The organism is Xanthomonas theicola, assembly GCF_014236795.1.
GTDB lineage: Bacteria > Pseudomonadota > Gammaproteobacteria > Xanthomonadales > Xanthomonadaceae > Xanthomonas_A > Xanthomonas_A theicola.
On sequence record NZ_CP049017.1, the window covers coordinates 3,025,057 to 3,051,283 of the forward strand.

Here is a 26,227-nt window from a genome sequence, read left to right on the forward strand (position 1 = left end):
ATGCGCGGCGCGCAGCATGTCGCCGTGTCGCCGTGTCGCCGTGTCGCCGTGTCGCCGGCGCGGCGACGCCGCGTGCGGCCACGTGCGTTTGCCTGCATCGGCGCGCGGGCGGCAGCGGCGACGAATGCGCGGCCAGCGCGACCGCGTTGGCCGCGGCACGGTTGCTGCCAGATCAGCGCGTTCGCGGCGAGCGCCGCGGCAGGGCGAGGCGGCGGGGCGGCGCCGGCACCGGGCCGTCAGCCGCGACGGCGCGGATTCAGGTACCACGGGGCGGCGGCCGTGCGTGCACGCGCGTCGGCGGCAGACGCGGCCGGCGCGCGCTCAGCAGCCCGCCCACACCCGCGCGTTGCGGAACATGCGCAGCCACGGCGATGCGTCCGGCCAGCCCTCGGGGTGCCAGCTGAGGTTGAGCGAACGCGGGGTGCGCTCGGGATGCGGCATCAGGATCGTCACCCGGCCATCGTCGCTGGTCACGCCGGTGATGCCCTCGGGCGAGCCATTCGGGTTCAGCGGATAGCGCTGCGCGACCTCGCCGTTGCCGTCGACGAAGCGCAATGCCACGCGCGCGGCGGCCTGGTCGACGGCGCTGTCGAATTCGGCGCGGCCTTCGCCGTGCGCCACCGCCACCGGGATCCGCGAACCGGCCATGCCGCACAGGAAGATCGACGGCGATTCCACCACTTCCAGCAGGCTGGTGCGCGCTTCGAACTGCTCGCTGCGGTTGCGCAGGAAGCGCGGCCAGTGCTCGGCGCCGGGAATGATGTCCTTGAGCTGGCTGAACATCTGGCAGCCGTTGCACACGCCCAGCGCGAACGTGTCGCTGCGCGCGAAGAACGCCGCGAACGCATCGCGCAGCGCGGGCCGCTCCAGGATCGAGGTGGCCCAGCCGCGGCCGGCGCCGAGCACGTCGCCGTAGCTGAAGCCGCCGCAGGCGGCCAGGCCGGCGAACCCGGCCAGGTCCACGCGGCCGGCGATCAGGTCGCTCATGTGCACGTCGAACGCCCGGAAGCCGGCGCGCTCGAACGCGTTGGCCATCTCGATCTGGCCGTTGACGCCCTGCTCGCGCAGGATCGCCACCTTCGGCCACTGGCGGCGGGCGACGAACGGCGGCCGCTTCTGCGCGTCCTGCGCGCGCGGCACTTGTACGTCCATGTACGGCGCGGCGATGTCCTCGGCCGGATCGAAGGCCAGCTTCGGCTTCAGCCCCGGTGCGGCGAAATCGCGCGCCACCGCGCGCTCCTCGTCGGCGCTGTCGGGGTTGTCGCGCAGTTTCTGCATGGCATGGCTCACCGACCACCACGCATCGAACAGCTCCTCCCAGCGCCATTCGACCAGGGTCTTGCCGGCCAGACCCACGCGCATCACCGCCGCGGTGCTGGGCCGGGCGATGCGCTGCGCGCATTCGGTCAACGCGTGCCGCTCGACCAGGTCGGCGAACGCGGCGCGATCCTGCCCGGCGATCTGCACCACCGCGCCCAGTTCTTCGTTGAACAGGCTGCGGAACGGATCGTCGCCCCAGGCGTCGAGGCTGATCTCCAGGCCCTGGCGCGACGCGAACGCCATCTCGCACAGGGTGGCGAAGGCGCCGCCGTCGCTGCGGTCGTGGTAGGCCAGCAGCAGCCCGGCCTGACGCGCGTCGCGGATCAGCTCGAAGAACGCGCGCAGCCGCTGCGCATCGTCCAGGTCCGGCACCGGCCCGCCGAACGCCGGCAACCCGCCCTCGGCATGCACTTGCGCCAGCACCGAGCCGCCCAGGCGCTGCTTGCCGCCGCCCAGCCCGATCAGCCACAGCTCGCTGTCGGCGGTGCGCGCCAGCAACGGCGTCAGCTGCGTGCGCGCATCGGCCACCGGCGCGAACGCGGAGACGATGAGGGAGACCGGGGAGACGGATTTGTGGGTAGCGGAGCCGGGACTCGGGACCCGAGACGCGTGACTCGCAACAGCAGCGGTGTCGGCAACGGCAGGATTGCCAGAAGAGATGGAACCAGGCTCCTGCTCTTGCCGAGTCCCGAGTCCCGAGTCCCGAGTCCCGCCCACACCCCACTGCGCCTGCATCGACAACGAATCCTTGCCGACCGGAATGCTCAGGTCCAGCTGCGGGCACAGTTCCATGCCCACCGCCTTGACCGCGGCGTACAGCCGCGCGTCCTCGCCGTCGTGGTTGGCCGCGGCCATCCAGTTCGCCGACAGCTTGACCTGCGCCAGCGCCGCGACCGGGGCCGCGCACAGGTTGGTGATCGCCTCGCCGACCGCCATGCGCGCCGCGGCGGCCGCATCGAGCAGCGCCAGCGGGGTGCGCTCGCCGATCGCCATCGCTTCGCCGGCATGGGTATCGAACCCGGCCAGGGTGATCGCGCAATCGGCCAGCGGCAACTGCCACGGACCGATCATCTGCTCGCGCGCGGTCAGTCCGCCGACGCTGCGGTCGCCGATGGTGACCAGGAAACTTTTCGCCGCCACCGCCGGGTGCGCCAGCACGCGCAGCCCGGCCTGGCGCAGGTCCAGCGCGGCGGTGTCCAGTTCCGGCCAGCGCGGCGCCGGCGGCTGCCGCGCATCGCGGTGCATCTTCGGGGGTTTGCCGAAGAGAACGTCCATCGGCAGGTCGATCGGTAAGTCGCCGGACTCGGAATGCGGGACGCGGGACGCGGGAGAGGCCGGTTCAGCGGGAATCGCGGGATCGACGGCTGGCGAATGCAGCGGGCTTGCCGCGTGCATTTGCTCCTTCCGAGTCCCGAGTCCGGAGTCCGGAGTCCCCAGCGTCCCATACCCCGCCACCAACCGCTCCTCGGCCGTCGCCACGCCGACCGCAGCGAAGGGGCAGCGCTCGCGTTCGCAGAGCGCGGCGAACTCGGCCAGACGCGCCTGCGGCACGCCGAGCACGTAGCGCTCCTGCGATTCGTTGCACCACAGCTGCATCGGCGACAGCGACGGGTCGTCGCTGGGCACGCGGTCCAGGTCGATGATGCCGCCTACGCCCGAGTCATGCAGCAGTTCGGGAATGGCGTTGGACAGGCCGCCGGCGCCGACGTCGTGGAACCAGCGGATCGGGTTGTCCGCGCCCAGCGCCACGCAGCGGTCGATGACCTCCTGCACGCGCCGCTCCATCTCCGGGTTGTCGCGCTGCACGCTGGCCAAATCCAGGTCCTCGGCGCTGTCGCCGGAGGCCACCGAACTGGCCGCGCCGCCACCCAGGCCGATCAGCATCGCCGGGCCGCCGAGCACGATCACCGCGTCGCCGGGCTGCAGCGGCAGCTTCTCGACCTGGATACGGTCGATCGCGCCGAGACCGCCGGCGAGCATGATCGGCTTGTCGTAGGCGCGGGTCAGGCCCGGCGCCTCGGGCAGTTCGAAACTGCGGAAATAGCCGAGCAGGTTGGGCCGGCCGAATTCGTTGTTGAACGCGGCGCCGCCGAGCGGGGCCTCGAGCATGATCTCCAGCGCCGGCGCCATGCGCGGGTTCAGCGGGCGCTCGCCTTCCCACGGCTGCGGCAACGTCGGGATGCGCAGGTGCGAGACGCTGAAGCCGGTCAGGCCGGCCTTGGGCTTGCCGCCGCGGCCGGTGGCGCCCTCGTCGCGGATCTCGCCGCCGGCGCCGGTGGAGGCGCCCGGGAACGGCGCGATCGCGGTCGGGTGGTTGTGGGTCTCGACCTTGATGCAGAACGCCGACGGCGTCAGCGCCTCGCTGCGGTACTCGCCACTGGCCGGGTCCGGGCGGTAGCGCGCGGCCGGATGCCCTTCCACCACCGCCGCGTTGTCGCTGTATGCGCTGAGCGTGTGCTGCGGGGTCTGCTGGTGGGTGTGCTTGATCATGCGGAACAGCGAGCGTTCCTGCGCCTTGCCGTCGATGCTCCAGCTGGCGTTGAAGATCTTGTGCCGGCAGTGCTCGGAATTGGCCTGCGCGAACATCATCAGCTCGACGTCGGCCGGATCGCGGCCGAGTTCGCCGAAGCGCTGGCGCAGGTAGTCGATCTCGTCCTGGGCCAGGGCCAGGCCCAGCCGCGCGTTGGCCGCCTCCAGCTGGTCCAGCGCGATGCGCTCCACCGCGCCGCGCGCCGGCGCCTGGAACAGCGCCTGCGCCTGCGCCGCGCCGTCCAGCAGCGACTGGGTCATCGGGTCGTGCAGCAGCCTGGCCAGCGCCGCCTGCGCGCCGGCATCCTCGGGCCACCCGGCCAGGTCCAGGCGGGTGCCGCGCTCCACGCGCCGGATCGCCAGGCCCGCGCCGCGCACCAGTTCGGTGGCCTTGCTCGACCACGGCGAGCGCGTGCCCAGGCGCGGCACCACGTAGCGCGAACGGGTCCCCGGTTCGGCGACGGCCGGCGCGTCCTGCGCCTGCAGGATGCGCTGCGCGGCGGCGATATCCAACGCGCCGTCGGCGTCGGCGTCGCTGTCGATGAAGTAGACGTGCCAGGCGCCGGCGATGCGCAGACCTGGGACCAGCGAGTGCAGGCGGGTTTCGAGCCGAGCGCGGCGGAACGACGAAAGGGCGGAAGCGCCCTCGAGGACGATCATGTCCGGGGAACCGTGTGAGGAAACGGGCTGCGTAGTGTAGCCGGGACTCGGGACTCGGGACTCGGGACTCGCAAAAGCAGTTTCCGGCGACCGGAAAAAACCCAGGAAAATCAGGACTTAGTCCGCGCGGAACGCATCGTGCGCCGACAACGGATCAGCCACCCGGAACCCGCTTTTCCGAGTCCCGAGTCCCCGGTCCCGAGTCCCGACCGCTCAGCGACTGCCCCCAGCCCGACCCGCCTCGGCCGCGCGCTTGTCCAGCGCCTGGCGCAGCTGCGCCGGCGGCAGATAGCCGCCGAGCTGGGTGCCGTCCGGGGCGAAGATCGCCGGGGTGCCGTTGACGCCCAGGCGCTGGCCCAGGTTGTACTGCATGGTCACCGGGTTCTTGCAGTTGCCCGCGCCCGGCACCTTGCCGCTGGCCTTGGCGTCGGTCAGCGCCTTCTTCTTGTCGGCCGCGCACCACACCGCGACCATGTCCTTGTAGTCTTGGCTGCCCAGGCCCATGCGCGGGAACGCCAGGTATTCCACTGCGATGCCCTGCTTGTTGAGCTCGGCGATCTCGCTGTGCAGCTTGCGGCAGTAGCCGCATTCGATGTCGGTGAACACGCTGATCGTGTACTTCGGATTGGCCGGCGCGAACACGATGCGCTCGGTGCGCGGCGCCGATTCCAGCAGCTTGCGGCGATAGCTCAGCAGGCCCTCGCTGGAAGCGAACTGCTTCTCCTGGATGTCGAACGGCTGCGTCTGGAACAGGTAGCGGCCGTCGTCGGACACGTACAGCACCTGCCCGCCCACCACCACTTCGCGGAAGCCGGGGAACGGCGCGGTGCCGATGTAGTCGGGCTTGAAGTTGGGGTCCAGTTGCAGCAGCGCCGCGCGCACGCGCGGCTCGCCCGGGGCGCCGGCAGGAGCGGCGGCCGGCTTGGCCGGGGCCGCGGTGGTGGGCGCGGCCGGCTGCGCGCAGGCGGAAAGGGAAGCGGCGCCCAACAGCGCGCAAAGAGCAAGACGGAGCATTGGCTATCCATGAGGGCTGCGGATCGGGCTGGATTGTCGCATACCCCCCACTTGGCGCCATGTACGCAGGCCCAGCGGGCGGCGGCGCCCGCCCCACGCGGCGGCGGCTCAGCCGCGCGGATGGTGCTTGCCGTGCAGCTTCTGCAGATGCTCGCGCGCCACCAGGGTGTAGATCTGGGTGGTGGACAGTGAGCTGTGGCCGAGCAGCATCTGCAGCGCGCGCAGGTCGGCGCCGCGGTTGAGCAGGTGGGTGGCGAAGCTGTGGCGCAGGCCGTGTGGACTGACCAGCGCCGGGTCGATGCCGGCCAGCGCCGCATAGCGCTTGACCAGGCCCCAGAACCGCTGCCGGCGCAGCGGGCGCCGCGCCGCATCGATGAACATCGGCACGATGCCGTCGCTGGCCGGCACCGCCTGCCCCGCCGCCAGCGCCGGCCGCGCCGTGTCCAGGTAGCGCTGCAGCCAGTGCTGCGATTCCTCGCCCAGCGGCACCAGCCGCTCCCTGCTGCCCTTGCCGGTGACGCGCAGCACGCCCTGGCGCAGGTTCACCGCGTTCGCCGGCAGGTCGACCAGCTCGCTGACGCGCAGCCCGGCCGCGTACATCAGCTCGAGCATGGCGCGGTCGCGCAGGCCGGCCGGGGCGGTGTCGTCCGGCGTCGCCAGCAGCGCGTCGATCTGGCTCTCGGCCAGGGCCTTGGGCAGCGAGCGCGGCAGCTTGGGCGGGTCCAGCAGCGCGGTCGGGTCGTCGCGGCGCTCGCCGCGGCGCAGGCGCAGCGCGAAGAACGCGCGCAACGACGACAGCCAGCGCGCATTGCTGCGCTGCGAATAGCCCAGTCGGGTGCGCCAGGCCAGGTAGTCGAACAGGGCCTGGCGGTCGGCGCCGGGCAGGCCGCCGCCGGCGCCGTCGCGCCAGCGCGCGAAACCCTCCAGGTCACGCCGGTAGCTGTCCAGGCTCTGCCGCGCCAGGCCCTGCTCGGCCCAGGCCGCGTCCAGGAACTGCTGGATCGCGGCGGCATCGGCAGCGCGCAGCAGGGCGAGCCGTTGCGCCTGTTGGCGGCGTTCGGCGGGAGTGTGGAGGTCGGGCATGGGGGGAGCTTACTCGGGACTCGGGACTCGGGACTCGGGACTCGGGACTCGGGACTCGGGACTCGGGACTCGGGACTCGGGACTCGGGAAAAGGCTAGCGCCTGAGCGCTGCGGCACAAGATGGCCGACGCTGATCGCAAGAGTCTGTCGCGCATGAGGTGCTGCGCTAAGCTGTGCCGATGCCCGCCTCGTCCGCCGCCGCCGCCCGTCCACACGCGCTGCTGCCGTGGCGGCTGCTGGCGCTGTTCTACGACGCCTGGCCGGTGCTGGCGCTGTGGTTCGCGATCTCGGCGCTGTTCACCCTGGGCTATACCCTCGACGGCCACGCAGTGCGCGAGAACATCGCCCCGTTCAGCGCACTGCAGTGGCTGCTGTGGCTGTGCTGCTGGCTGGTGGCCGGGCTGTACGCGACGCTGAGCTGGCGCCGCGGCGGCCAGACCCTGGGCATGCGCCCGTGGCGGCTGCGCCTGCACGGCGCCGATGGCCGCACGCCGCCATGGAACGCACTGTGGCGGCGCTACCTGGTCGGCACGCTGTCGCTGCTGCTGGGCGGCCTGGGCTTCTGGTGGGCCTTGCTGGACCGCGAACGGCTGACCTGGCATGACCGCGCCAGCAGGACGCGGCTGGTCCGGCTTCCGCAACGGCAGCGCTGACCGGGCGCCGGACCCACCGCGCGGCCGGCGCCGCGGACGGCAGGCGCCGTCCCGGCCGGCTCACGCGGCGCGCGCTCAACTGCTGCGCTTGCGGAACAGCAGCCACGAGACCATGAGCATCACCAGCGGCGGCAGCGCGTAGGCGATGCGGTAGTCGAACTTCAGCGCGCCGGCCATGCGCCCGAAGAACAGCTGCAGCAGCCAGAACGCCAGCGCGAACAGGATGCCCAGGAACAGGCGCTTGCCCATGCCGCCGCTGCGCAGCGCGCCGAACGCGAACGGAATCGCGGCCAAGCACAGCGTCAGCACGTTGAGCGGATAGAACCAGCGGCTCCAATACTGGTCCTCGTAGTCGCGCGCGTCCAGGCCGTTGCGGCGCCGGTACTCGATGCTGGTGTGCAGCTCATGCGCGGACAGGTTGCGCGGCTTGGCCAGGCCCGAAGCCAGCGCCACGGCGTCCAGCTGCGAGGCCCACGGCAGGCTGTCGAACGTCTCGCGCCGCACCGAGCGCTCGGCGAAGGTGTCGCGGTAGACCTGCTTCAGGGTCCAGCCGCTGTCGCGATGCTCGGCGGTCGCGGCATGCGTCAGCGAGGCCAGGCGCCCGTTCTGGTCCAGGATGTACAGGCGCACGTCGCGCAGTTGCAGCCAGCTGCCGCTGCTGCCTTCCAAGTGCTCCTCGCCGCTCTGCGCGTTGAAGAAGGTATCGCCCTCGCGCGCCCACACCCCGGAGTAGCGGGCCATGCTCATATTGCTGTTGTACTTGGCATTGGCCTTGATCGCATCGGCCTGGTTCTGCGCCCACGGCGCCAGGGTCTCGCCGCTGAACACCATCGCCGCGGTCAGCACCGCCATGGCCGCGGAGGCGGCCACGCTCAGCCGCCGCCGCGACAGGCCCAGCGCGCGCAGCGCGGTCAACTCGGACGTCGCCGCCAGCTGCCCCAGGCCCATCAGCACGCCGATCACCGCGCCGGTCGGGAACAGGGTGTAGGCACGCCGCGGCACGGTGTAGGCGACATAGGCCACGGCGTGGCCGAGGCTGTAGCTGCCCTTGCCGATGTCCTTGAATTCGTTGGACAAGGCCATGATCACGTCGAGGCCGAGCAGCACCGCCCAGGTCAGCAGGACGGTGCCGAGCACGGCGCGGCCGACGTACACGTCGTGCAGGTTCGGGCGCAGCCTCATGCGGACTGCCTCCGCGGCCGCGCCAGGCGGCCGTCGCGCAGGTAGGTCCACACCGCCAGCGCCAGCAGCGGCAGGGTCAGCCACCACAGCCCGGCCGCGCGCGGCAGCTTGTCGGTACTCAGCCACTGGGTGCCGATGAACATCAGGTTGGTGCCGACCAGGTAGGCCAGGAACGCCAGCATGATCCGGCCGTAGCGCTGCTGCCGCGGCGCGCTGCGCGACAGCGGCAGGGTCAGCAGTGCGAAGGCCAGCGCCAGCAGCGGCGGCGCGATGCGCGCGTGCAGCTGCGCATTGGCCTGCGGCCGCGGGTCGCCGATCAGCTGCGCGGTGGGCAGCAACTCGGGATCGTCGTCCTTGCGCGCCGCGTTGCGATCGGGCAGGGCCACGTCGTTGCTGGCGTAGCGCATCAGCCGGTAGCCCAGGCCGTCGCCGGCCAGCGGGCCTTCGACGCGGTAGCCGTCCTCCAGGCGCAGGTAGCGGTCGGTCTGGCCCTCGAAGAACATCGCGCCGCGCTGTGCGGTCACCACGTCCAGGCGGCCGTCCTTCTGCCGCTGCATGAACACCTTGCCCAGCTGGGTGCCGTCGCCGGACAGGGTGCTGATGTAGGCGATGCCGCCGTCGGACAGCGGGGTGAAGCGCCCGGCCTCCAGCCCGGCCATCAGCAGGCTGCGGTTGGCCTGGTCGATCAGCCGGTCGGAGGTGCGGTCGGCCCACGGACCCAGCCACAGCGAGCACAGCCCGACCAGCGCCACCACCGGCGCCACCAGCAGCAGGATCGGCCGCAGCAGGCGCCGCGGGCCGACGCCGATGGCGGTGATCACCGCCATCTCCGAGTCACGGTACAGCCGCGCCAGCGCCAGCAGCAGCCCCAGCATCAGCGCCAGCGGCAGGATCAGCGGCAGATACACCACGAACTGCAGGCCCAGTTGGGAGAACAGCAGCTTGGCCGGGATGCGGCCATCGGCGATGTTGCCGAGGACGTCGACCAGTACCCCGCCGACGCCGACCACCAGCAACACGATGAGGGTGGCAGAGAAGCTCTGGACGAAATCGCGCAACAGGTATCGATCGAGCTTCGGCATGGAGGTGGGTTGATTTAGACTCTCAGATTCGTTCGCGGCGGATCCAGCCTAACCCGGCTGGAGGTAAACAGCCCGCGATTGTACGGATTTGCCAACGGAATCTGATCAATGGCCCTGGAATTCACCCTGAACCACGACGCCCCGGCTACGGCGGCGTTCGATTGCATCGTCGTCGGCGTGTTCGCCGACAAGCGCCTGTCGCCTGCCGCCCAGGCCCTGGACGCGGCCAGCGGCGGCCGCCTGAGCGCCCTCGCCGGGCGCGACGACCTCAGCGGCAAGACCGGCGCCACCACGCTGCTGCACGACCTGCCGGGGGTGGCGGCGCCGCGCGTACTGGCGGTGGGCCTGGGCGAAGCGGCCAAGTTCGGCGTGCCGCAATACCTGAAGGCGGTGGGCGATGCGGCGCGCGCGCTGAAGAGCGGGCCGGCGACCAAGGCGCTGTTCACCCTGTCCGAGCTGGAGGTGAAGGGCCGCGACCGCGCCTGGAACATCCGCCAGACGGCGATCGCCAGCGACCATGCCTGCTACCGCTACACCGCCACGCTGGGCAAGAAGAAGCCCGACGACGGTGGCCTGGCCAGCCTGGCCGTGGCCGGCGAGGACGCCACCGCCCTGGCCCAGGGCCAGGCCATCGCCGCCGGCGTCGCGTTCGCCCGCGAACTCGGCAACCTGCCGCCGAACCTGTGCACCCCGGCCTACCTGGCCGAGACCGCGGCCGCGTTCGCCGCCGGCGTGGACGGCGCCGCGGCCGAGATCCTCGACGAGACGCAGATGCAGGAACTGGGCATGGGCTCGCTGCTGGCGGTGGCGCGCGGGGCGGCCAACCGTCCGCGGCTGCTGGTGCTGAAGTGGAACGGCGGCGGCGACGCCAGGCCCTATGTGCTGGTCGGCAAGGGCATCACCTTCGATACCGGCGGCGTCAACCTGAAGACCCAGGGCGGCATCGAGGAAATGAAGTACGACATGTGCGGCGGCGCCAACGTCATCGGCACCTTCGTCGCCGCGGCGCACGCGCGCCTGCCGCTGAACCTGGTGGTGGTGGTGCCCGCGGTGGAGAACGCCATCGACGGCAACGCCTACCGCCCGTCCGACGTGATCACCAGCATGTCCGGCAAGACCATCGAGGTCGGCAACACCGACGCCGAGGGTCGCCTGATCCTGTGCGACGCGCTGACCTACGCCGAGCGCTTCGACCCGGCGGCGCTGATCGACGTGGCCACCCTGACCGGCGCCTGCATGGTCGCGCTGGGCCACCAGACCGCCGGCCTGATGAGCAAGCACGACGACCTGGCCGACGAACTGCTGGCCGCCGGCGAGCATGTGTTCGACCGCGCCTGGCGCCTGCCGCTGTGGGACGAGTACCAGGGGCTGCTCGATTCCAGCTTCGCCGACGTCTACAACATCGGCGGCCGCTGGGCCGGCGCCATCACCGCCGGCTGCTTCCTGTCGCGCTTCGCCGAAGGCCGGCGCTGGGCGCACCTGGACATCGCCGGCGTGGCCAGCGACGAAGGCAAGCGCGGCATGGCGACCGGGCGGCCGGTGGGGCTGCTGAGCCAGTGGTTGCTGGATCGGGTCGGGACCCGGGACCCGGGACTCGGGACTCGGTAAGGCGCCGCCATGTCGTTCTCCCGAGCCTGCGTCGGCGCCAATGGGATCTTCCTGGATTCCGGAAAGATCCGCCGGTGTTCGCGAACCCACTTTCCCAGTCCCGAGTCCCCAGTTCCCAGTCCCGGCCTCACGGGTCCCCGGTCCCCGGTCCCTGGTCCCGGCCCCTGATGCGCGCCGATTTCTATCTGATCGCCAAGCCGCGCTTCCTCGCCGAGCCGCTGCGGCTGGTCTGCGAGCTGGCGCGCAAGGCCAACGACGCCAACCTGTGGACGCTGGTGCTGGCGCGCGACCAGGCGCAGGCCGAGGAGCTGGACGAGCTGTTGTGGGCGTTCGACCCCGATGCCTACATCCCGCACCAGATCGCCGGCGCCGATGTCGACGAGGAAGAGGCGCAGGTGCTGATCGTCCCGCCCGGCGTGGAAGCGCCGTCGCGCGCGCTGGTGATCAACCTGCGCGACGACGCCTACCTGGGCACCTGCGATCGCGTGCTGGAAGTGGTGCCGGCCGATCCCGCCGCGCGCGAACCGCTGCGCGAGCGCTGGAAGCAGTACAAGGCGCAGGGCTTCGAACTCAGCAAATACGACATGTGAGGCAATGCAATGGCTTTGATCGAAGGGTTCCGTGTTCGCAACTACCGAGCACTGCGTGACATTACGCTAGGAAGGCTCTCCACCGAGCAGCAGGGTGATCCGTTGACGCCTTTCACGGTTGTCATTGGCAAGAACGGCGCGGGTAAAAGCACCTTATTCGATGCTTTTGGCTTTGTCGCCGATTGTTTGTCCACCAATGTGGAGTCGGCATGCGACGTCAAGCAGCGCGGCGGGTTTGAGCGGATGCGCTCGCAAGGAGTCGAGGAACCCATTCGGTTTGATATCTACTATCGTGAGGCGAAGGGCGAACGCCCTATTACGTACGAATTGGCAATCAACCTGGATAGCGGCGGCCGGCCATTTGTGGAGTCTGAGGTTCTTAAACAGCGCCGCAAAGGACAGAAGCACGGCCGGCCTTATCCCTTCCTACGCTTGCACCATGGCATCGGCAAGGTGTGGGCTGGCGAAGAGGCGGTAGAAACCGCCAGCGGCGAGGAAGACCGCGCACAGGAAGACGTCGAACTGACCGATCTTCGGCAACTGGGCATCGCCACACTCGGAACTCTGAAAGAGCATCCACGTATCAAGCGCTTCCGTGACTTCCTGAAGGGCTGGTACCTGTCGTACTTTCATCCGGATGCCGCCCGCTCGATTCCAACGGCTGGACCGCAACGGCATCTCGACATACATGGCGAGAACCTCGGCAATGTCGTGCAGTACATGGAGCGCGAGCATAAGGAACGCTTCAAGTCGATCTTGGACCGTATTGCAACCAAGATTCCTGGCGTGCACAGCATCAGCACCACAGTGACAGAAGACAAGCGAGTACTGTTGCAGTTCAACGATGGCGCGTTTGGGGATCCATTTTATGCAGGACAAATGTCAGATGGCACCCTGAAAATATTCGCCTATCTGCTACTAATGGAAGATCCTGACCCACCGCCGTTCATCTGCATCGAGGAACCCGAAAACGGACTGTACCACCGTCTGCTCGACTCGCTCGCACACGAACTACGCAACCATGCGACCGGAAAGAAGAACGCACCACAGATTTTCGTCACCACGCACCAGCCCTATTTCGTGGACGCGCTTTCCCCAACGGAAGTGTGGATCCTCGAAAAGAACAGCAACGGTTTCTCCAACATTCGTCGTGCCTCAGACATAGAACTGGTGCGCAATCTCGTGGATGAGGGACTGCCTTTGGGTGGACTGTGGTATAGCGACTATCTGGACGCGAAATAAGCATGCACATCGAAGTCTTGGCGGAGGACAGTTCCGGAGCAAAGCTGATCGAAATCCTCCTGCCTCGGGTCATTGGCCAATATGGACATCCCCATACCTGGCGCATCATCGACTACAAGGGCATTGGCCGGATTCCTCGCGGCCTTTCAACCGCTGCGGACCCCGCAAAGCGAGCACTGCTGAACCAATTGCCACGTGTGCTCAATGGCTACGGCAGGACACCCGGAATCGATGTGGTCGTCGTAGTCGTGGATACCGACCAGCGTGACTGCAGCGCATTCTTGAGGGAACTGAAAGACTTGCTGGCGCGATGCACTTCAGCACCCAACACGCTGTTCCGTTTGGCAATTGAGGAAATGGAAGCCTGGCTACTAGGCGACAGGCCGGCGCTTCTTGCCGCCTATCCCAAAGCCCGGAAAGACATTCTTGCCAACTACCAGCAAGACAGCATCTGTGGTACCTGGGAGCTGTTGGCGGATGCCATCCACCCTGGCGGCTCGACCGCAATCCGCAAAGCAGGGTGGCCATTGCCCGGTGAGGTCAAGCATGCATGGGCCAGCCAGATCGGTCCAAGGATGGACGTGGAACTGAATCAATCTCCAAGCTTCCGTAAGTTCCGGGATGGAATACGGAAGTTGGCGCAAGTCGACTAGCGGCGCAGAAGCCAGCGTCCCATTCCCACCCGTACTTATTTCTTCGCATTTCATTTCCCGGTTTCGCTATGACCCAACTCGCCTCCAGCTACGACCCCACCTCCTTCGAATCGCGCCTGTACGCCCAGTGGGAGGCGGCCGGCTACTTCAAGCCGTCCGGGCAGGGCGAGCCGTACACGGTGCTGCTGCCGCCGCCGAACGTGACCGGCACCCTGCACATGGGCCACGCCTTCCAGCAGACGCTGATGGACGCGCTGGTGCGCTACCACCGCATGCGCGGCTTCGACACGCTGTGGCAGGTCGGCAGCGACCACGCCGGCATCGCCACCGAGATGGTGGTGTCGCGCAACCTGGCGCTGGAAGGCAAGGGCGAGACCCGCGATTCGCTGGGACGCGAGGGCTTCATCGGCAAGGTATGGGAGTGGAAGACGCAGTCGGGCGACACCATCGAGCGGCAGATGCGCCGCCTGGGCACTTCCAGCGACTGGTCGCGCAGCGCCTTCACCATGGACCCGCAGCCGTCGGCGGCGGTGGTCGAGGCGTTCGTGCGCTGGCACGAGCAGGGCCTGATCTACCGCGGCCAGCGCCTGGTCAACTGGGACCCGGTGCTGAAGACCGCGATCTCCGACCTGGAAGTGGAGAACGTGGAGGAAGACGGCTTCCTGTGGTCCATCGCCTACGCGCTGGAGGACGGCGCCAGCTACGAACACGTCGAACGCGACGCCGACGGCCACGAGACCCTGCGCGAAACCCGCGATTACCTGGTGGTGGCCACCACGCGCCCGGAAACCCTGCTCGGCGACACCGCGGTGATGGTGCATCCGCAGGACGAACGCTATGCGCACCTGATCGGCAGGACGGTGACGCTGCCGCTGAGCGGCCGCCAGGTCCCGGTGATCGGCGACGACTACGTGGATCGCGCCTTCGGCACCGGCGTGGTCAAGGTGACGCCGGCGCACGATTTCAACGATTACCAGGTCGGCGTGCGGCATGGGTTGCCGATGATCAACCTGTTCACCGCGAACGCGGCGATCAACGACAACGCGCCGGAGCGCTACCGCGGCCTGGACCGCTACGACGCACGCAAGGCGGTACTGGCCGAGCTGGAAGACCTCGGCATCCTGGTCGAAACCAAGCCGCACAAACTGCAGGTGCCGCGCGGCGACCGCACCGGCCAGGTGATCGAGCCCTACCTCACCGACCAGTGGTTCGTGAAGATGGACGCGCTGGCCAAGCGCGGCCTGGCGCTGGTCGAATCGGGCCAGGTCCAGTTCGTGCCGCCGAACTGGATCAACACCTACCGGCACTGGATGGAGAACATCCAGGACTGGTGCATCAGCCGCCAGCTGTGGTGGGGCCACCGCATTCCGGCGTGGTTCGACGACGCCGGCCATTGCTACGTCGGCCGCGACGAGGCCGAGGCGCGCGCGAAGCACGGCCTCGCCGCCGACGTCGCCCTGCACCAGGACAGCGACGTGCTGGAGACCTGGTTCTCCTCGCAGCTGTGGCCGTTCTCGACGATGGGCTGGCCCGATCCGCAGGCGATGGCCGAGCGCGGCTTCGACCGCTACCTGCCGTCCAGCGTGCTGGTCACCGGCTTCGACATCATCTTCTTCTGGGTGGCGCGGATGATCATGGCCACCGACAGCTTCACCGGCCAGGTGCCGTTCCGCGACGTCTACATCACCGGCCTGATCCGCGACAAGGACGGGCAGAAGATGTCCAAGTCCAAGGGCAACGTGCTCGACCCGCTGGACATCATCGACGGCATCAGCATCGAGGCCCTGGTCGCCAAGCGCACCAGCGGGCTGATGCAGCCGCGCATGGCCGAGAAGATCGAAAAGGCCACGCGCAAGGAATTCCCCGAGGGCATCATCGCCCACGGCGCCGACGCGCTGCGCTTCACCATCGCTGCGCTGGCCGGCCACGGCCGCGACATCAAGTTCGACCTGGGCCGCGCCGAGGGCTACAAGAATTTCTGCAACAAGTTGTGGAATGCCAGCCGCTTCGTGCTGATGAATACGCGTCAGGAAGACGCGGAGGCGGCGCCGATCACGAACGCGTCGCCGCGCGCCCAGATGGCGAACCACGCGGGCACCGCTCCGAATGCCGGTTCTGGCCAGCACGGACCGGTCACCGATGCCGAGAAGTGGATCCTGGTGCGGCTGGACAAGGCCAGTGCCGAAGCGCAGGCGCACTACGCCGCCTACCGTTTCGACCTGCTGGCGCAGTGCCTGTACGAGTTCGCCTGGAACGAGTTCTGCGACTGGTTCCTGGAACTGACCAAGCCGGCCTTGAACGGCGACGATGCCGCGGCCGCCGACAGCACCCGCCACACCCTGCTGCAGGTGCTGGAGACGCTGCTGCGCCTGCTGCACCCGCTGACCCCGTTCGTCACCGAGGAACTGTGGCAGCAGGTGGCGCCGCGCCTGTGCATCGCCGCGCCGACCATCTCGCTGCAGCCGTATCCGCGCGCCGGCGACCTGGACGTGGCGGCCTACGCCGGCGCCGAGGCCGACATCGAGTGGCTCAAGGCGATGGTCTCGGCACTGCGCCGGGTGCGCAGCGAGCTCAACGTGCCGCCGGCCAGGCTGGTGCCGCTGCTGCTGCAGGGCGGCCAGGCCGACGACCGCATGCGCGTGGAGCGTTTCGCCTCGCAGCTGAAGTTCCTGCTGCGGCTGGAGGCGATCCAGTGGCTGGACGGCGCCCGGGACGCGCCGCCGGCCGCGGCGGCGATCGTCGGCGAGTTGAGGCTGCTGGTGCCGCTGCAAGGCCTGGTCGACCTGGACGCCGAGCGCACCCGCCTGGACAAGGAGATCAAGCGCGTGGACGCGGAGATCGGCAAGTGCAACGGCAAGCTCGGCAACACCACCTTCGTGCAGAACGCACCGGCGGCGGTGGTCGAGCAGGAGCGCATGCGCCTGGCCGACTGGACCACGCAGCTGGACGGACTGCGCGAGCAGCGCGCCAAGCTGTAAATCGCGACGACATATCTTCGAAGAACAGCGCGATCGCCATCGCCCGCGCGTCCTCGCGGCCGTTCGCTGCGGGGTCGTTACGTGGGCGGCGGCCGATCTCGTTGGAGCCTGCGCTGTGATGCATCGCGATCAGGTCGATCGCCCGGATGGAAATGCCCCAGTGTGGAGGGGGGTCGATGCCAAGACGAAGGCGAGACAGGATCGAACGTACATGATGGACGCGACTTCGATGCCGATCGCGCACCGCTCATGGCTCTCGTTTCTGATGTGAAGCCATCGACCGGCAAGACCGCGAGCAGGGCGGCAGCCGGACGCGCCGCACCGGGTCGCGGCCCCTATTGCGCCGGTGCCGCGACGGCGTCGGCCGGCTTGAGCAATACCACCTGCTCGGTCACGCCCTCCACCTTCGCCCGCGAATACGCCACCGGGAAATACTTTCCCTGCGACCACATCGCGAACAGATCGCGGTAGTGGCGGCTGTCGGGATCGCCGGACTGGCCGGGCGCGTTCTGGCCGATGGAGTTGTCCCAGTCTTCGGTGTCGGCCACGATCTTGAACGAGCCACCGGCCAGTTGATTGTCCTGGCCGCCGGTCGCGCTGACCGTGTAGCTGTCGCCGCCACGCGGCGCCGGGCCTACGTTGAGTCGAGCCCGCGTCGCTGCGTCGACCGCGTTGGCGAGCGGATGGTGGATCACGACGTGGTGGTACTTGTCCTGGCCGTAGCGCCAACCCTGCATGTCCGGTCCCAGCTTGGCGCGCAACTCGGCGACCGCTTCATACAGGCTACGCGCCAACAACGCGTCACGGCCTTGAACCGGGTCGGCGCCGAACTCGCCGCCCGGCGCAAGCAGCCAATCGATGCTGCGCTTCATCGAGATGTACAAGGTCACTCCAGGAGGCAACATCGCCGCGCGCACGTTGGCCAGCAGCCGCCGCTGCCACATTGCGTAGATGCCGGCGGCCACAGAATCCTTGTCGAGCACATAGTCCCAGGCCAGCAAGACGTCGCGCGCCTGCACCGCGCGCGGGTCGGCCAGCGGCAGATCGCGCAGCAGTGGCACCAGGCTGCGCGCCGGGATCGACAGGTCGTCGTTCTGCAACCGCGCGACCTCGGCCACGCTGTACAGGCGGCCCGAACCCAGCAACTCGGTGATGCGTGAGGCACGGTACGGATCGGCCCAGTTGAAATGCATCGCCTCCGGCCACCGATAGTCGTTGGGCATCAGATAGTGATTGGCGGTGACCAGATAACCCGACGCCGGGTTATGCGCGCTTGGCAGATCGGTGATCGGCTGATAGCCATCCCACTCGTAACGCCCGTCGCCCGCGACCGGCAGCAATCCACTCCAGTTGCGCCGACGCGGCTGGACGCCGGCGGCCTGGTAACCGATGTTGCCCTTGCGATCGGCCCACACCATGTTCTCGGCCGGGATGAGATGATAGGTACACGCCTCGCGGAACTCCTCCCAACTGCGCGCCTGATTCATGCGCAGGCTGGCCAGGTATGGGGCGCTACCCGGCTCCATCCACGCCGCGCGCAAGGCGTAAGCGGTATGCCGCGCCTGGTCTTCGAACAACACCGGGCCATGCCGAGTGTATTTGTATTCCACCGCCACCGGCGCATCGCCCTTGACCGCGATGGTGTCCTTGACGATGCGCATGCGTTCCCAGCGGTCGTGATAGCGATACTGATCGGGATCCTCGGGATGGGTCTGGTAGACGTAGAGATCCTCGCTGTCGTTGCCGAAGATCGTCAGTCCCCACGCGCCGTGTTCGTTATGGCCGATCGATACGCCCGGCAGCACCGGCTCGCCGGCGCCGATCACGTTCCAACCCGGCGCTACCAGGTGCACCCAGTAGCGCAGCGACGGCGCGCTCTGTGCGCGGTGCGGATCGTTGGCCATGATCGGGAACGTGCTCTGCGTCCGCGAGCCGTGGATCACCCAGTTGTTGCTGCCGATATCCAGCGGGTTGGCCACCTCGGCGGTTGCCCGCGCGGCGTCGCGCGCGGACGGCGCCACGCGATGACCGGCGGCCAACTGCTCGGGCGCGAAGCTCAGCGGAGCGCGGAAAGCCTTGTAGAGTTCGAGCACGTTGTCCGGAATTGCCGCCAGGTCGATCGCCGGATCGGGCCGCAGCAAAGGCTCGCCGCCTTGATAGAAGCCCAGCGCGCGCACCCGGTCGGCGCCCAGCGCAGCCACGGCACGCGCGATTTCGACTTCGATGGTGAGATTGGCCAGCAAGCCCTGATGGCGCGAGACCACCACTTCTTCGGTCCAGCGCCCGGGCTTGATTCCGAGCAGGCGGAACTCCAGCGGCAACAGCGAAGGATCGCGCTCCGTCTGGCCGATATAAGCGTTGATCCCGCGTACGAAAGCGCCAACGATCCGCTCGCCGCGCGGGTGATAAAGCGCCAACTCGCGCTTCATATCGCCGTGGAACTGGTGCAACCGCGCGCCGATGTCGCGCCTGAGTTCCTTGCGACCGAACACTTCCGCAACAGTGCCGGTGGCCTGGCGCCGCCACAGTTCGAATTGGAACAGGCGATCGCGCGCGGCGTTGTAGCCTTGAGCGAAAAACAGGTCGCCCTCGTTCTTGGCGTAGATGTGAGCGATGCCCCAGCGGTCGCGCAGAATCTCCACCGGCTCGGACAGCCCGGCCAGCCGCAGCTCGCTTCGCTCCGGCGTGGCCGGGCTTTGCGCATCCCGCGCACGCGTCGGCCAGGCGGGGACGATGAACAGGGCCAGTGTGGTGATCAGCACGACACGAAAACGCATGGGTTCCCAAACCTGTGCGGTGCGCAGGAAGGCAACGCGCAGCATAACCCGAAGGCGGCCGCGGCAACTTGTGCCGCGATTCGCCAGTTCGATATCCTGCTGCCGCGCCGGCCCGCACCGCGCCGAACCCACCCACCGACTCGATCCAATCCCGCAGGAGCAACGGCGATGGAGGGCGAACGGCATCCACCGCGCTTGATCGCCCCACGCTCCGATCAAACGTCCCGGCACGGCCACGGCGATGCGGCGGCAACGGGGCGCGGCACATGAACGCCAGCGGACGCACTGCCACGCAGGCGCATCGCCTGTCCCTGCTCGGCGCCGGCGCGACGCTATCGCTGGCCGGCACGCAGATCGGCCACCTGGCGATCATCACGCGTCTGTTCGAACTCGATCCGAGCGGGCACCTGAGTTCGAACGTGATGATCTTCAATCTGCTCGGTGTGGCCGTGTTCGGCCTGTCGGCCGGCTGGGCATTGCAGAAGATCAGCGCATTCAACGCCGGTGTCGCCGCACCGCTCGCCGCGGCGGCACTGTCGCTGTATCTGTCCGAACGCGGACAACCCAGCGGCTTGGAATGTCTCGGCGTGGCGTTCGTGCAGGCGTTCGTGGCCGCGCTGGCGCAGCCCAACCTGATGCGCTTCCTGCACTCGCGCCTCGAGCATGCGCAGCGCACCAGCTTCTTCTCCTTTTTCCAGAGCGCGCAGCAGATTGGATTGCTGATCGCGCAACTGGCCGGCGTGCTGTTGATCCAGCAACTGGGCTATCGCTGGTGTTTTCTCATCACCGCGGCCACTCACCTGCTGGCCGCGGCGTCGTGGACGGGCATGCGCGGCGGCGGCGATGCGCGGCCTTACGCGAGCGGCAAGACCGGATTCCTCCAAGGCTATCGGCTGATCCTCAGCCACCCCGAGATCCGTGGACTCACTCTGTTCCGCTGCGTCAATCATCTAGCCTATACCACCTTCAACGTGGCTCTGCCGCTGTGGGTCGCCGCGTCGGTGGCCGGGAGCAGCCGGCTGCCGACCGACCTGCTCGGACAGGCCTTGATGCTGACCACCGCCAGCATGATCGCGGCCAGCCTGCTCGGCGGCACCGCGCTCAGGCGCTGGCCGCAATGGATCGGGTCCTTTCCCTGGATATCCTCGGTACTGGGCGTGCTCTCGGTGATCGTCGCCGCCGCTGCCGGCGGTGCGCGCGGCCTGCTTCTGGGCAGCCTGCTTCTGGGCGTGGGCCTTTATTTCTTCCGCCTGTGCGGGATCGTGATCGGCGCGGCCATCACCCCGAACTGGGCCATGGGTCCGGTGATCGTGGCCGGCGACACGCTCAACCGGACCGGTTCGTTCCTGATCAGTCTGGTCGTGCCCGGGCTGGCCGCGGTCGCCACGCCACTGCCTCTGCTGATTCCCTTCGCGATGCTGGCCTTGCTGTCGCCGCTGCTGACGCGCAAGGCGGCCGACATCGCGCGACCATGAACAACGATGGCGCCATGGCTGCACGGTTGTCCTGGCCACGGCTTCACAGTAGATTGATCAATACGCATCCGCCGTGCCGACGATTCATTACCATCGAGCGAGTATGAGCCGATCCGATTCTTCCAGCGTTCCGTTCGAAATCGTCCCGCTGGGCAGGTTCGGCGCGGAGATTTTCGGCATCGACCTCAGTCGGCCCTTCGACGAAGCTGCTGTGGCCGGATTGCGCCGGGCCTTGGTCGACCACCAGATCCTGATCGTGCGCGGCCAGCGCCTGCCGCCGGCCGACCAATTGCGATTGGCCCGCTGCTTCGGCGAACCCGAACCGGGCATCGCGCGCCGACCCGAGAGCCATCAGGTTTCTGGTCATCCCAATGTCCTGTATCTGAGCAACAAGCCCGGCTCGCCGACGGTGGATTACGGCGTGGCCTGGCATTCGGATGGGCTGGCCTACGCGCGGGTTCCGCACGGCATCACCATGCTGCACTGCATCGCCTGCCCGTCTGGCGTCGGCGCGACCTTGTTCGCCAATCAGTTCCTGGCCTACGAGGCCATGTCGCCGGGCTTCCGCAACCTCTTGAAGGACCTGTACTGGTATCTGCCGCCGATTCCGTTCTCGGAGGTTCCACCCGGCAGGGGCCTGGCCCAGCCGATAGTGCGCGCGCACCCCGTGACTGGACGCCGCTTCGTGTTCTGCGCGCCAGGCACGCGCCAGCTGCGCGGCCTGTCGCGTCAGGAAAGCGAGGGCATCCTGAAGACGGTCTACGCGTGCCAGGTGCGTGAAACCGTCATCTATCGACACGACTGGTGCGAGCTGGACGTGGTGCTATGGGAGAACTGCGGCCTGCTGCACAACCGCGCGGACGTGGTCGATTTCGGCCGCCAGGGCCTGCGTGCGATGCATCGCGTGGCGACCTCGGGAAATTTCGCTGCGATCGAATGCGAAGCGGCCGAAGACTGAGCCGGACCTGCCGCGACGACCGTCCGGCGTGGCCGTTCATCGGCAACGGCATGCGCAGGACGCGAGACCGCCACCGCCGGGCCGGCGACGGCACCGCCGGCTGCGGGACTCCGGCTGCGCAAAGCGTCCAACGGCCGGCCGATCCGCCCGGGCCGGCGGCGGCTTGGTCGGTCTCGGCGACCGCCACGGCATCCAACGCCAAGAAATGAAATATTCCATACATTCTGCGTTCAAGCCTCTTGCCAACCCGCCGCCAAGAATGCTAATGATGCAAGCGGGTCGATGACGCACCCAGCCTCATTCGTCTGTCGGCTCGCGGTCGCTTTGATAAATCACAACGGTTGATTGCATAAGGAGAATGATATGAACCTGTTGAATCATGCCCAGCCCAAATCCGCCGAACACACCGAAACGGGTCCGTTCCGCTCGGAGGTGCGATCGTCGGTTGTCGGCAATGCTGCGTTGAAGACCACCGCGCTGACCGGCCTGCGTGCCGACGGCGTCAAAGTATCCGAATACCGCCTTGAGCAGTATCTCAACGCCTGCAGCCCGACCTGCCACGGCTGATCCGCCGCGCGCGGCCGGGCCGTCCCGGCCGCGCGTGCGCAAGGAGTTCAGGAGCGTCGCGCCGTTCGGGAGTCGGGCATGCAACAAACCATCGTCGGCTGGTTCTTGCCGCGCTCGCTCGAAGCGCGTGCGATCTGGTTCGATCCAGCGCATTACTCGTGGCAACCCGTAGAACAAAAACACTCCGGCATGTTTCTGCAGTGTCCGGCGTATCAGAACTTCTCGCGCAACCTGTTCGTCATCCGCAGCCCGTTCGACCTGCACCTGAAGTGCGAGCTGTCAGAAGCAGGCTGCGAGCTGTCGGTCGGTGAAAAATCCTCGATCCGGCCGGAGCAGCTAGCCGCGTTGATCAAGGTCCACCCCAAGAGCGAGTGGCGCGAGGCCGACAAGCCATTGCTGCAACTCATGCTCAACTACTACTTCCTGTCCGACCACGACGTGGACGTGCAGTACCTTTCGCCGCTGACCACCACCTTCTTCCAACCGACGCTGCCGGGCCTGGTGCTGCAAGGGCGCTGGAACATCCGCAACTGGATCCGCCCGGTCAATTTCGTGTTCGAGTGGTGGCATCCGTCCTCGGACCTGATCATCAAGCGCGGCCAGCCGGTCCTGAACGTCATGCTCCTACCCGATGATCTGGAGGCCAAGGTCTCGCTGATCGAGGCCGAGGAGACCGAAGACGTGATCGCGATGGCGCGGCGCGTGCAGAACATCAACGCATACATCCACAACGTTTTCTCCGTTCTTCCCTCGATCATCAAGCACCGGCCAGGGAGGCTCGTCAGACCGTGCAAAAGCAAATCAAAATAACCTTTCGCAGCGCGCACGGCGATCGATATCTGGTGGCAGGCGGGACCGACTCGATCGTGGACGTGTGCCGCAAATACGGCATTCCCACCACACAGGTCTCGACCTATCTATGCGATCCACAGGGCGAACTGACCCTGTTCGTCAAGCCGTACCAACCGCTTGGCGAGTACGTCGGCGCTGCCGAGGTCGTGATGTTCCCGAACCGGAACATCGACTACTACGCGCTGCTGGGCGGCGGCGAGGTGGTGCGCGAACGACCCGACGCCTCGACCTGGATCCGGCTGCGCGAAACCAGTCCCGGCGGTGCGGAAGGCTTCGTCACCGAAATGCTGGGGCCGGCGCAGGCACAGGAACTGGTGGCCGCGCAGGTCAAGGAGGCATTGGAACTGTCCGGCGTGCGCGACGCACCCCTGGTGATCGGCGTCAGCGGCGGTGGCGACAGCAACGCCCTGCTCGGCGCGATCGTCAAGTCCGGGCTGGTCTCGCGCGGGAACATCCTGCCGGTGATGATGCTCGGCATTCCCGACTGGGACAAGGGCGCCGACCGGGCCTCGGCGATCTGCGCCGAGCAAGGTCTGTCGCTGCGCTTGGTCCAGGACGAGGAGACCGCAAGGATCCTCGGCTTCACCGATCCCAAGCGCGACTGGGTCACCGCGTTCGAGCAGGCATTCCCTGGCGACGACCTGGAAGTACTCGGTGTCTACGGCGTGCGGCGCGTTCTCGAATCCGTCGCGTTGGAACGCGGCGCCAGGCAGATTGTCATCGGCAGCAACTTGGAGGACTGCCTGTCGGACGTCTTCTATTACCTCAGCGCCGGCAAGGTGCCTTTCCCCAAGCCATGCGGGCCGATGGGCAAGGTCGACATGCTGTATCCGCTTTGGCTCACGCCCAAGGCGATCATCGACGGCTGCTATCCCAAGTACTCGCGCGAGAACTATGAAGCCCGATATCCGAGTCGGATGTACGGCCGCGCCTACTTCTACTACCTCGCGCAGATGATGGTCGACGCCTATCCAGGTGCGGCCCAGGACCTGCTCAGGGGCGCGAGCAAGCTATCGAAGGACCACTTCCAGGAGCTGAGCCACGACGAAGAATTCGACACGCCGACCGCGTCGCCGATTCCGCTGGACGTACGGCTGAAACTGCGCAAACTGTTCGGCGCCCGACTGGGCACCTGAGGCCCGCGGCAAAGGCGGGAGCAAGCACCCACGCCGGCGGTCCACGCGATCGCCGTCCTCTACAGGTACGACACCGTATGGCGATCGTTTACCGCGTCATCGATCCTGGCAACTACCAGGAAGCCTATACCTTCAATCTGTTCCGGGAGTATGCGTGGCGCGACTCGTCCAACGCCTACGTGGCCGACTCGGAAGACGAACGCAAGAAAAAGACCGACGCGCTGATCGCCAGCCTGAGCCGGGTCGACCACAGATACCACTGCCTGGCCGCGTTCGACGACGAGGCGATGGTCGGAGCGATCAGTCTGGAGCGTATGACCATCGACAAACGCCCGGCCTGCCACATTCAGTGCCTGTGGGTGCATCCGGATCACCGCGGCCGCGGCATGGCCCAGAAGCTGAAAGAACTCGGCGAAGAATGGGCCCGGGCGATGGGATCCCAATTCATGGACAGCAACGTCCGCATCGACAATTCGAACATGATCAAACTCAACGAACAGTTGGGCTATGCAGTGGTGCGGCTCAACTTCCGCAAGGAACTAGGCTGAGACGCGGCGGGCGCGACCGCCTGAGGAATCCCCCGATGACCAAACACGCCGCCGCCGAGCAAGTGCCCACACGTCCCTGGAACATGTTCGCCCCCGGCGACCCCGCGCGCTTCGTGCGCGACGAGCCGGCGCTGTGCGAGGCCACGTCCAACGACGTGCTGCTGCAGAACATCGTGCGCCTGACCGACAGCGTGTTCGATCACATCTCGGTGTTCGAGCAGTTCTCCGAAACCACCAGCCGCGGCGCCCAGGCCGATCCGGGCAAGAAGCTCGACTTCGCTGAAGTACGCGACATGCTGGCGCGGGCCGAACGCGAACTGTGGAATGCCCATGGCCTCCTCAAAGGCGCGCGCGAATCCTTTGTAGAGCGACAGACCCGCGCGCTCGGCATCGCTGCCGGCACCCGCGACCTGAAGATCCATTTCGGCTCGGCGCACCATCTGCTCCAGAACTGGCTGAACATCGACGCCGGCGGCGGCGATCTGATGTTGAACGTCAACTGGGGCCTGCCACTGCCTGACGGCTGCGCCGGCTTCGCCTACTCTGCGCACCTGCTCGAACACCTGCGCTACCACGACCAGGCGCCGCTGTTCCTGCGCGAGATCCACCGCGTGCTGGACGAAGGCGGCACCCTGCGCCTGGTCGTGCCCGACGTCCGGAAACTGCTGGCCGCCTATGCCGGGCGCGACCGCGGGTTCTTCGAATCGCGGCAGAAATTCTACCCGCTCAAGGAGGGCTTCGGCAGGGAAGGCATCGCCAGCCTCGATTACATCCTGTTGTTCTGCGGCGCCAACCAGCAGGTGCTGAGCTACAATCACAAGTTCGGCTACGACTTCGACACGCTGCGCCAGCTGCTGTCGGATACGGGTTTCGGCAAGGTGGTCGAATCGGATTTCCAGGCCAGCGCGCATCCTCAACTGCTGGTCGACGACTTCAGCTACAACGCGCGCGCGTGCGACGGCCATGGCCGGCACTACTCGCTTTTCGTGGAGGCGACCAAATGACTCGCCTCGCCTGTCTCCACGACGCATCGGAATCCTTGCCGGAAAGGGCCCGAGCTTCGGCGCTTTTCGCTCCCGCGATCGGCATCATTGGCCGGCGCTCGACGAACGGCCTTCAGCGGATACAAGCCAGACATGGCATCGACCGGCTCATCCTTGAGTCGGATGACTGCGCCAATCCAGGCTCATAAAAAGCCGCGAGTGCCGATGCCTGCGGTCGGCGAGGCCATGGCCTCGCCGGCAGTATGGATGCGGGGAGAAAGAGGCGCGACAGCGCGCGGCCACCGTTGGCGTGCCAGCGGCAGGACCACCTCGCCCG

19 protein-coding genes are annotated in these 26,227 nt (G+C 67.6%); 13 read left to right on the forward strand and 6 right to left on the reverse strand.

Features of this window, described 5'->3' with window-relative positions:
- Positions 1-321: 321 nt before the first annotated feature.
- The 3 genes from purL to xerD all read right to left on the reverse strand — a co-directional run bounded on the left by purL (position 322) and on the right by xerD (position 6,606).
- A complete protein-coding gene (gene purL / locus G4Q83_RS14105) occupies positions 322-4,509 on the reverse strand; it encodes a phosphoribosylformylglycinamidine synthase (RefSeq protein ID WP_128418942.1) in 4,188 nt (1,395 codons plus the stop codon).
- Positions 4,510-4,722: 213 nt separating this feature from the next.
- On the reverse strand, positions 4,723-5,523 hold the full coding sequence (locus G4Q83_RS14110) for a DsbC family protein (protein WP_128418943.1): 801 nt from the start codon (positions 5,521-5,523) through the stop codon (positions 4,723-4,725).
- Positions 5,524-5,631: 108 nt separating this feature from the next.
- Positions 5,632-6,606, reverse strand: coding sequence for a site-specific tyrosine recombinase XerD (xerD, locus tag G4Q83_RS14115; RefSeq protein ID WP_128418944.1), 975 nt, complete (start codon positions 6,604-6,606; stop codon positions 5,632-5,634).
- A 179-nt stretch (positions 6,607-6,785) separates the two neighbouring features.
- On the opposite strand from xerD, the gene G4Q83_RS14120 reads away from it, so the two are divergent.
- The gene (locus G4Q83_RS14120) at positions 6,786-7,259 is read left to right on the forward strand and encodes an RDD family protein (RefSeq protein WP_128418945.1); all 474 of its coding nucleotides are present in this window, start codon (positions 6,786-6,788) and stop codon (positions 7,257-7,259) included.
- A gap of 75 nt (positions 7,260-7,334) precedes the next feature.
- On the opposite strand, the gene lptG is transcribed toward G4Q83_RS14120, so the two are convergent.
- A complete protein-coding gene (lptG, locus tag G4Q83_RS14125) occupies positions 7,335-8,441 on the reverse strand; it encodes an LPS export ABC transporter permease LptG (RefSeq protein WP_128418946.1) in 1,107 nt (368 codons plus the stop codon).
- Complete coding sequence (gene lptF, locus G4Q83_RS14130) at positions 8,438-9,523, reverse strand: LPS export ABC transporter permease LptF (RefSeq protein ID WP_128418947.1); 1,086 nt, start codon at positions 9,521-9,523, stop codon at positions 8,438-8,440. The genes lptG and lptF overlap by 4 nt, the downstream gene beginning before the upstream one ends.
- Before the next feature lie 108 nt (positions 9,524-9,631).
- On the opposite strand from lptF, the gene G4Q83_RS14135 reads away from it, so the two are divergent.
- The 5 genes from G4Q83_RS14135 to G4Q83_RS14155 all read left to right on the forward strand — a co-directional run bounded on the left by G4Q83_RS14135 (position 9,632) and on the right by G4Q83_RS14155 (position 16,594).
- A complete protein-coding gene (locus tag G4Q83_RS14135; protein ID WP_128418948.1) occupies positions 9,632-11,131 on the forward strand; it encodes a leucyl aminopeptidase in 1,500 nt (499 codons plus the stop codon).
- Between the two features lie 164 nt (positions 11,132-11,295).
- Complete coding sequence (locus G4Q83_RS14140) at positions 11,296-11,721, forward strand: DNA polymerase III subunit chi (protein WP_128418973.1); 426 nt, start codon at positions 11,296-11,298, stop codon at positions 11,719-11,721.
- 9 nt (positions 11,722-11,730) lie between these two features.
- Positions 11,731-12,963: an AAA family ATPase gene (locus G4Q83_RS14145; RefSeq protein WP_128418949.1), complete on the forward strand. Its 1,233-nt coding sequence runs from the start codon at positions 11,731-11,733 to the stop codon at positions 12,961-12,963.
- Between the two features lie 2 nt (positions 12,964-12,965).
- The gene (locus G4Q83_RS14150; RefSeq protein ID WP_128418950.1) at positions 12,966-13,616 is read left to right on the forward strand and encodes a DUF4276 family protein; all 651 of its coding nucleotides are present in this window, start codon (positions 12,966-12,968) and stop codon (positions 13,614-13,616) included.
- A gap of 68 nt (positions 13,617-13,684) precedes the next feature.
- Positions 13,685-16,594: a valine--tRNA ligase gene (locus tag G4Q83_RS14155; protein ID WP_128418951.1), complete on the forward strand. Its 2,910-nt coding sequence runs from the start codon at positions 13,685-13,687 to the stop codon at positions 16,592-16,594.
- A 335-nt stretch (positions 16,595-16,929) separates the two neighbouring features.
- Here the strand turns inward: G4Q83_RS14155 and G4Q83_RS14160 are convergent, their stop codons facing one another.
- On the reverse strand, positions 16,930-19,371 hold the full coding sequence (locus tag G4Q83_RS14160; RefSeq protein WP_128418952.1) for a penicillin acylase family protein: 2,442 nt from the start codon (positions 19,369-19,371) through the stop codon (positions 16,930-16,932).
- A gap of 266 nt (positions 19,372-19,637) precedes the next feature.
- On the opposite strand from G4Q83_RS14160, the gene G4Q83_RS14165 reads away from it, so the two are divergent.
- The 7 genes from G4Q83_RS14165 to G4Q83_RS14195 all read left to right on the forward strand — a co-directional run bounded on the left by G4Q83_RS14165 (position 19,638) and on the right by G4Q83_RS14195 (position 25,911).
- On the forward strand, positions 19,638-20,846 hold the full coding sequence (locus G4Q83_RS14165; RefSeq protein WP_128418953.1) for an MFS transporter: 1,209 nt from the start codon (positions 19,638-19,640) through the stop codon (positions 20,844-20,846).
- Between the two features lie 73 nt (positions 20,847-20,919).
- Positions 20,920-21,804: a TauD/TfdA dioxygenase family protein gene (locus tag G4Q83_RS14170; RefSeq protein ID WP_128418954.1), complete on the forward strand. Its 885-nt coding sequence runs from the start codon at positions 20,920-20,922 to the stop codon at positions 21,802-21,804.
- Positions 21,805-22,167: 363 nt separating this feature from the next.
- The gene (locus G4Q83_RS14175; protein ID WP_128418955.1) at positions 22,168-22,371 is read left to right on the forward strand and encodes a hypothetical protein; all 204 of its coding nucleotides are present in this window, start codon (positions 22,168-22,170) and stop codon (positions 22,369-22,371) included.
- A gap of 78 nt (positions 22,372-22,449) precedes the next feature.
- A complete protein-coding gene (locus G4Q83_RS14180) occupies positions 22,450-23,181 on the forward strand; it encodes a hypothetical protein (RefSeq protein ID WP_128418956.1) in 732 nt (243 codons plus the stop codon).
- A 32-nt stretch (positions 23,182-23,213) separates the two neighbouring features.
- Positions 23,214-24,359: a hypothetical protein gene (locus tag G4Q83_RS14185; RefSeq protein ID WP_128418957.1), complete on the forward strand. Its 1,146-nt coding sequence runs from the start codon at positions 23,214-23,216 to the stop codon at positions 24,357-24,359.
- A 77-nt stretch (positions 24,360-24,436) separates the two neighbouring features.
- A complete protein-coding gene (locus tag G4Q83_RS14190; RefSeq protein WP_128418958.1) occupies positions 24,437-24,907 on the forward strand; it encodes a GNAT family N-acetyltransferase in 471 nt (156 codons plus the stop codon).
- Between the two features lie 35 nt (positions 24,908-24,942).
- On the forward strand, positions 24,943-25,911 hold the full coding sequence (locus G4Q83_RS14195; protein WP_158254958.1) for a class I SAM-dependent methyltransferase: 969 nt from the start codon (positions 24,943-24,945) through the stop codon (positions 25,909-25,911).
- Positions 25,912-26,227: the final 316 nt, after the last annotated feature.

What these genes read in the sequence shown, in the direction of transcription:
- G4Q83_RS14190 (WP_128418958.1), top strand. Translation starts at nt 24,437, where the DNA reads ATGGCGATCGTTTACCGCGTCATCGATCCTGGCAACTACCAGGAAGCC.
- G4Q83_RS14160 (WP_128418952.1), bottom strand. Translation starts at nt 19,371, where the DNA reads ATGCGTTTTCGTGTCGTGCTGATCACCACACTGGCCCTGTTCATCGTC.
- G4Q83_RS14145 (WP_128418949.1), top strand. Translation starts at nt 11,731, where the DNA reads ATGGCTTTGATCGAAGGGTTCCGTGTTCGCAACTACCGAGCACTGCGT.
- lptF (WP_128418947.1), bottom strand. Translation starts at nt 9,523, where the DNA reads ATGCCGAAGCTCGATCGATACCTGTTGCGCGATTTCGTCCAGAGCTTC.
- G4Q83_RS14110 (WP_128418943.1), bottom strand. Translation starts at nt 5,523, where the DNA reads ATGCTCCGTCTTGCTCTTTGCGCGCTGTTGGGCGCCGCTTCCCTTTCC.
- G4Q83_RS14180 (WP_128418956.1), top strand. Translation starts at nt 22,450, where the DNA reads ATGCAACAAACCATCGTCGGCTGGTTCTTGCCGCGCTCGCTCGAAGCG.
- G4Q83_RS14165 (WP_128418953.1), top strand. Translation starts at nt 19,638, where the DNA reads ATGAACGCCAGCGGACGCACTGCCACGCAGGCGCATCGCCTGTCCCTG.
- lptG (WP_128418946.1), bottom strand. Translation starts at nt 8,441, where the DNA reads ATGAGGCTGCGCCCGAACCTGCACGACGTGTACGTCGGCCGCGCCGTG.
- G4Q83_RS14155 (WP_128418951.1), top strand. Translation starts at nt 13,685, where the DNA reads ATGACCCAACTCGCCTCCAGCTACGACCCCACCTCCTTCGAATCGCGC.
- G4Q83_RS14175 (WP_128418955.1), top strand. Translation starts at nt 22,168, where the DNA reads ATGAACCTGTTGAATCATGCCCAGCCCAAATCCGCCGAACACACCGAA.
- xerD (WP_128418944.1), bottom strand. Translation starts at nt 6,606, where the DNA reads ATGCCCGACCTCCACACTCCCGCCGAACGCCGCCAACAGGCGCAACGG.
- G4Q83_RS14135 (WP_128418948.1), top strand. Translation starts at nt 9,632, where the DNA reads ATGGCCCTGGAATTCACCCTGAACCACGACGCCCCGGCTACGGCGGCG.
- G4Q83_RS14195 (WP_158254958.1), top strand. Translation starts at nt 24,943, where the DNA reads ATGACCAAACACGCCGCCGCCGAGCAAGTGCCCACACGTCCCTGGAAC.
- G4Q83_RS14120 (WP_128418945.1), top strand. Translation starts at nt 6,786, where the DNA reads ATGCCCGCCTCGTCCGCCGCCGCCGCCCGTCCACACGCGCTGCTGCCG.
- G4Q83_RS14150 (WP_128418950.1), top strand. Translation starts at nt 12,966, where the DNA reads ATGCACATCGAAGTCTTGGCGGAGGACAGTTCCGGAGCAAAGCTGATC.
- purL (WP_128418942.1), bottom strand. Translation starts at nt 4,509, where the DNA reads ATGATCGTCCTCGAGGGCGCTTCCGCCCTTTCGTCGTTCCGCCGCGCT.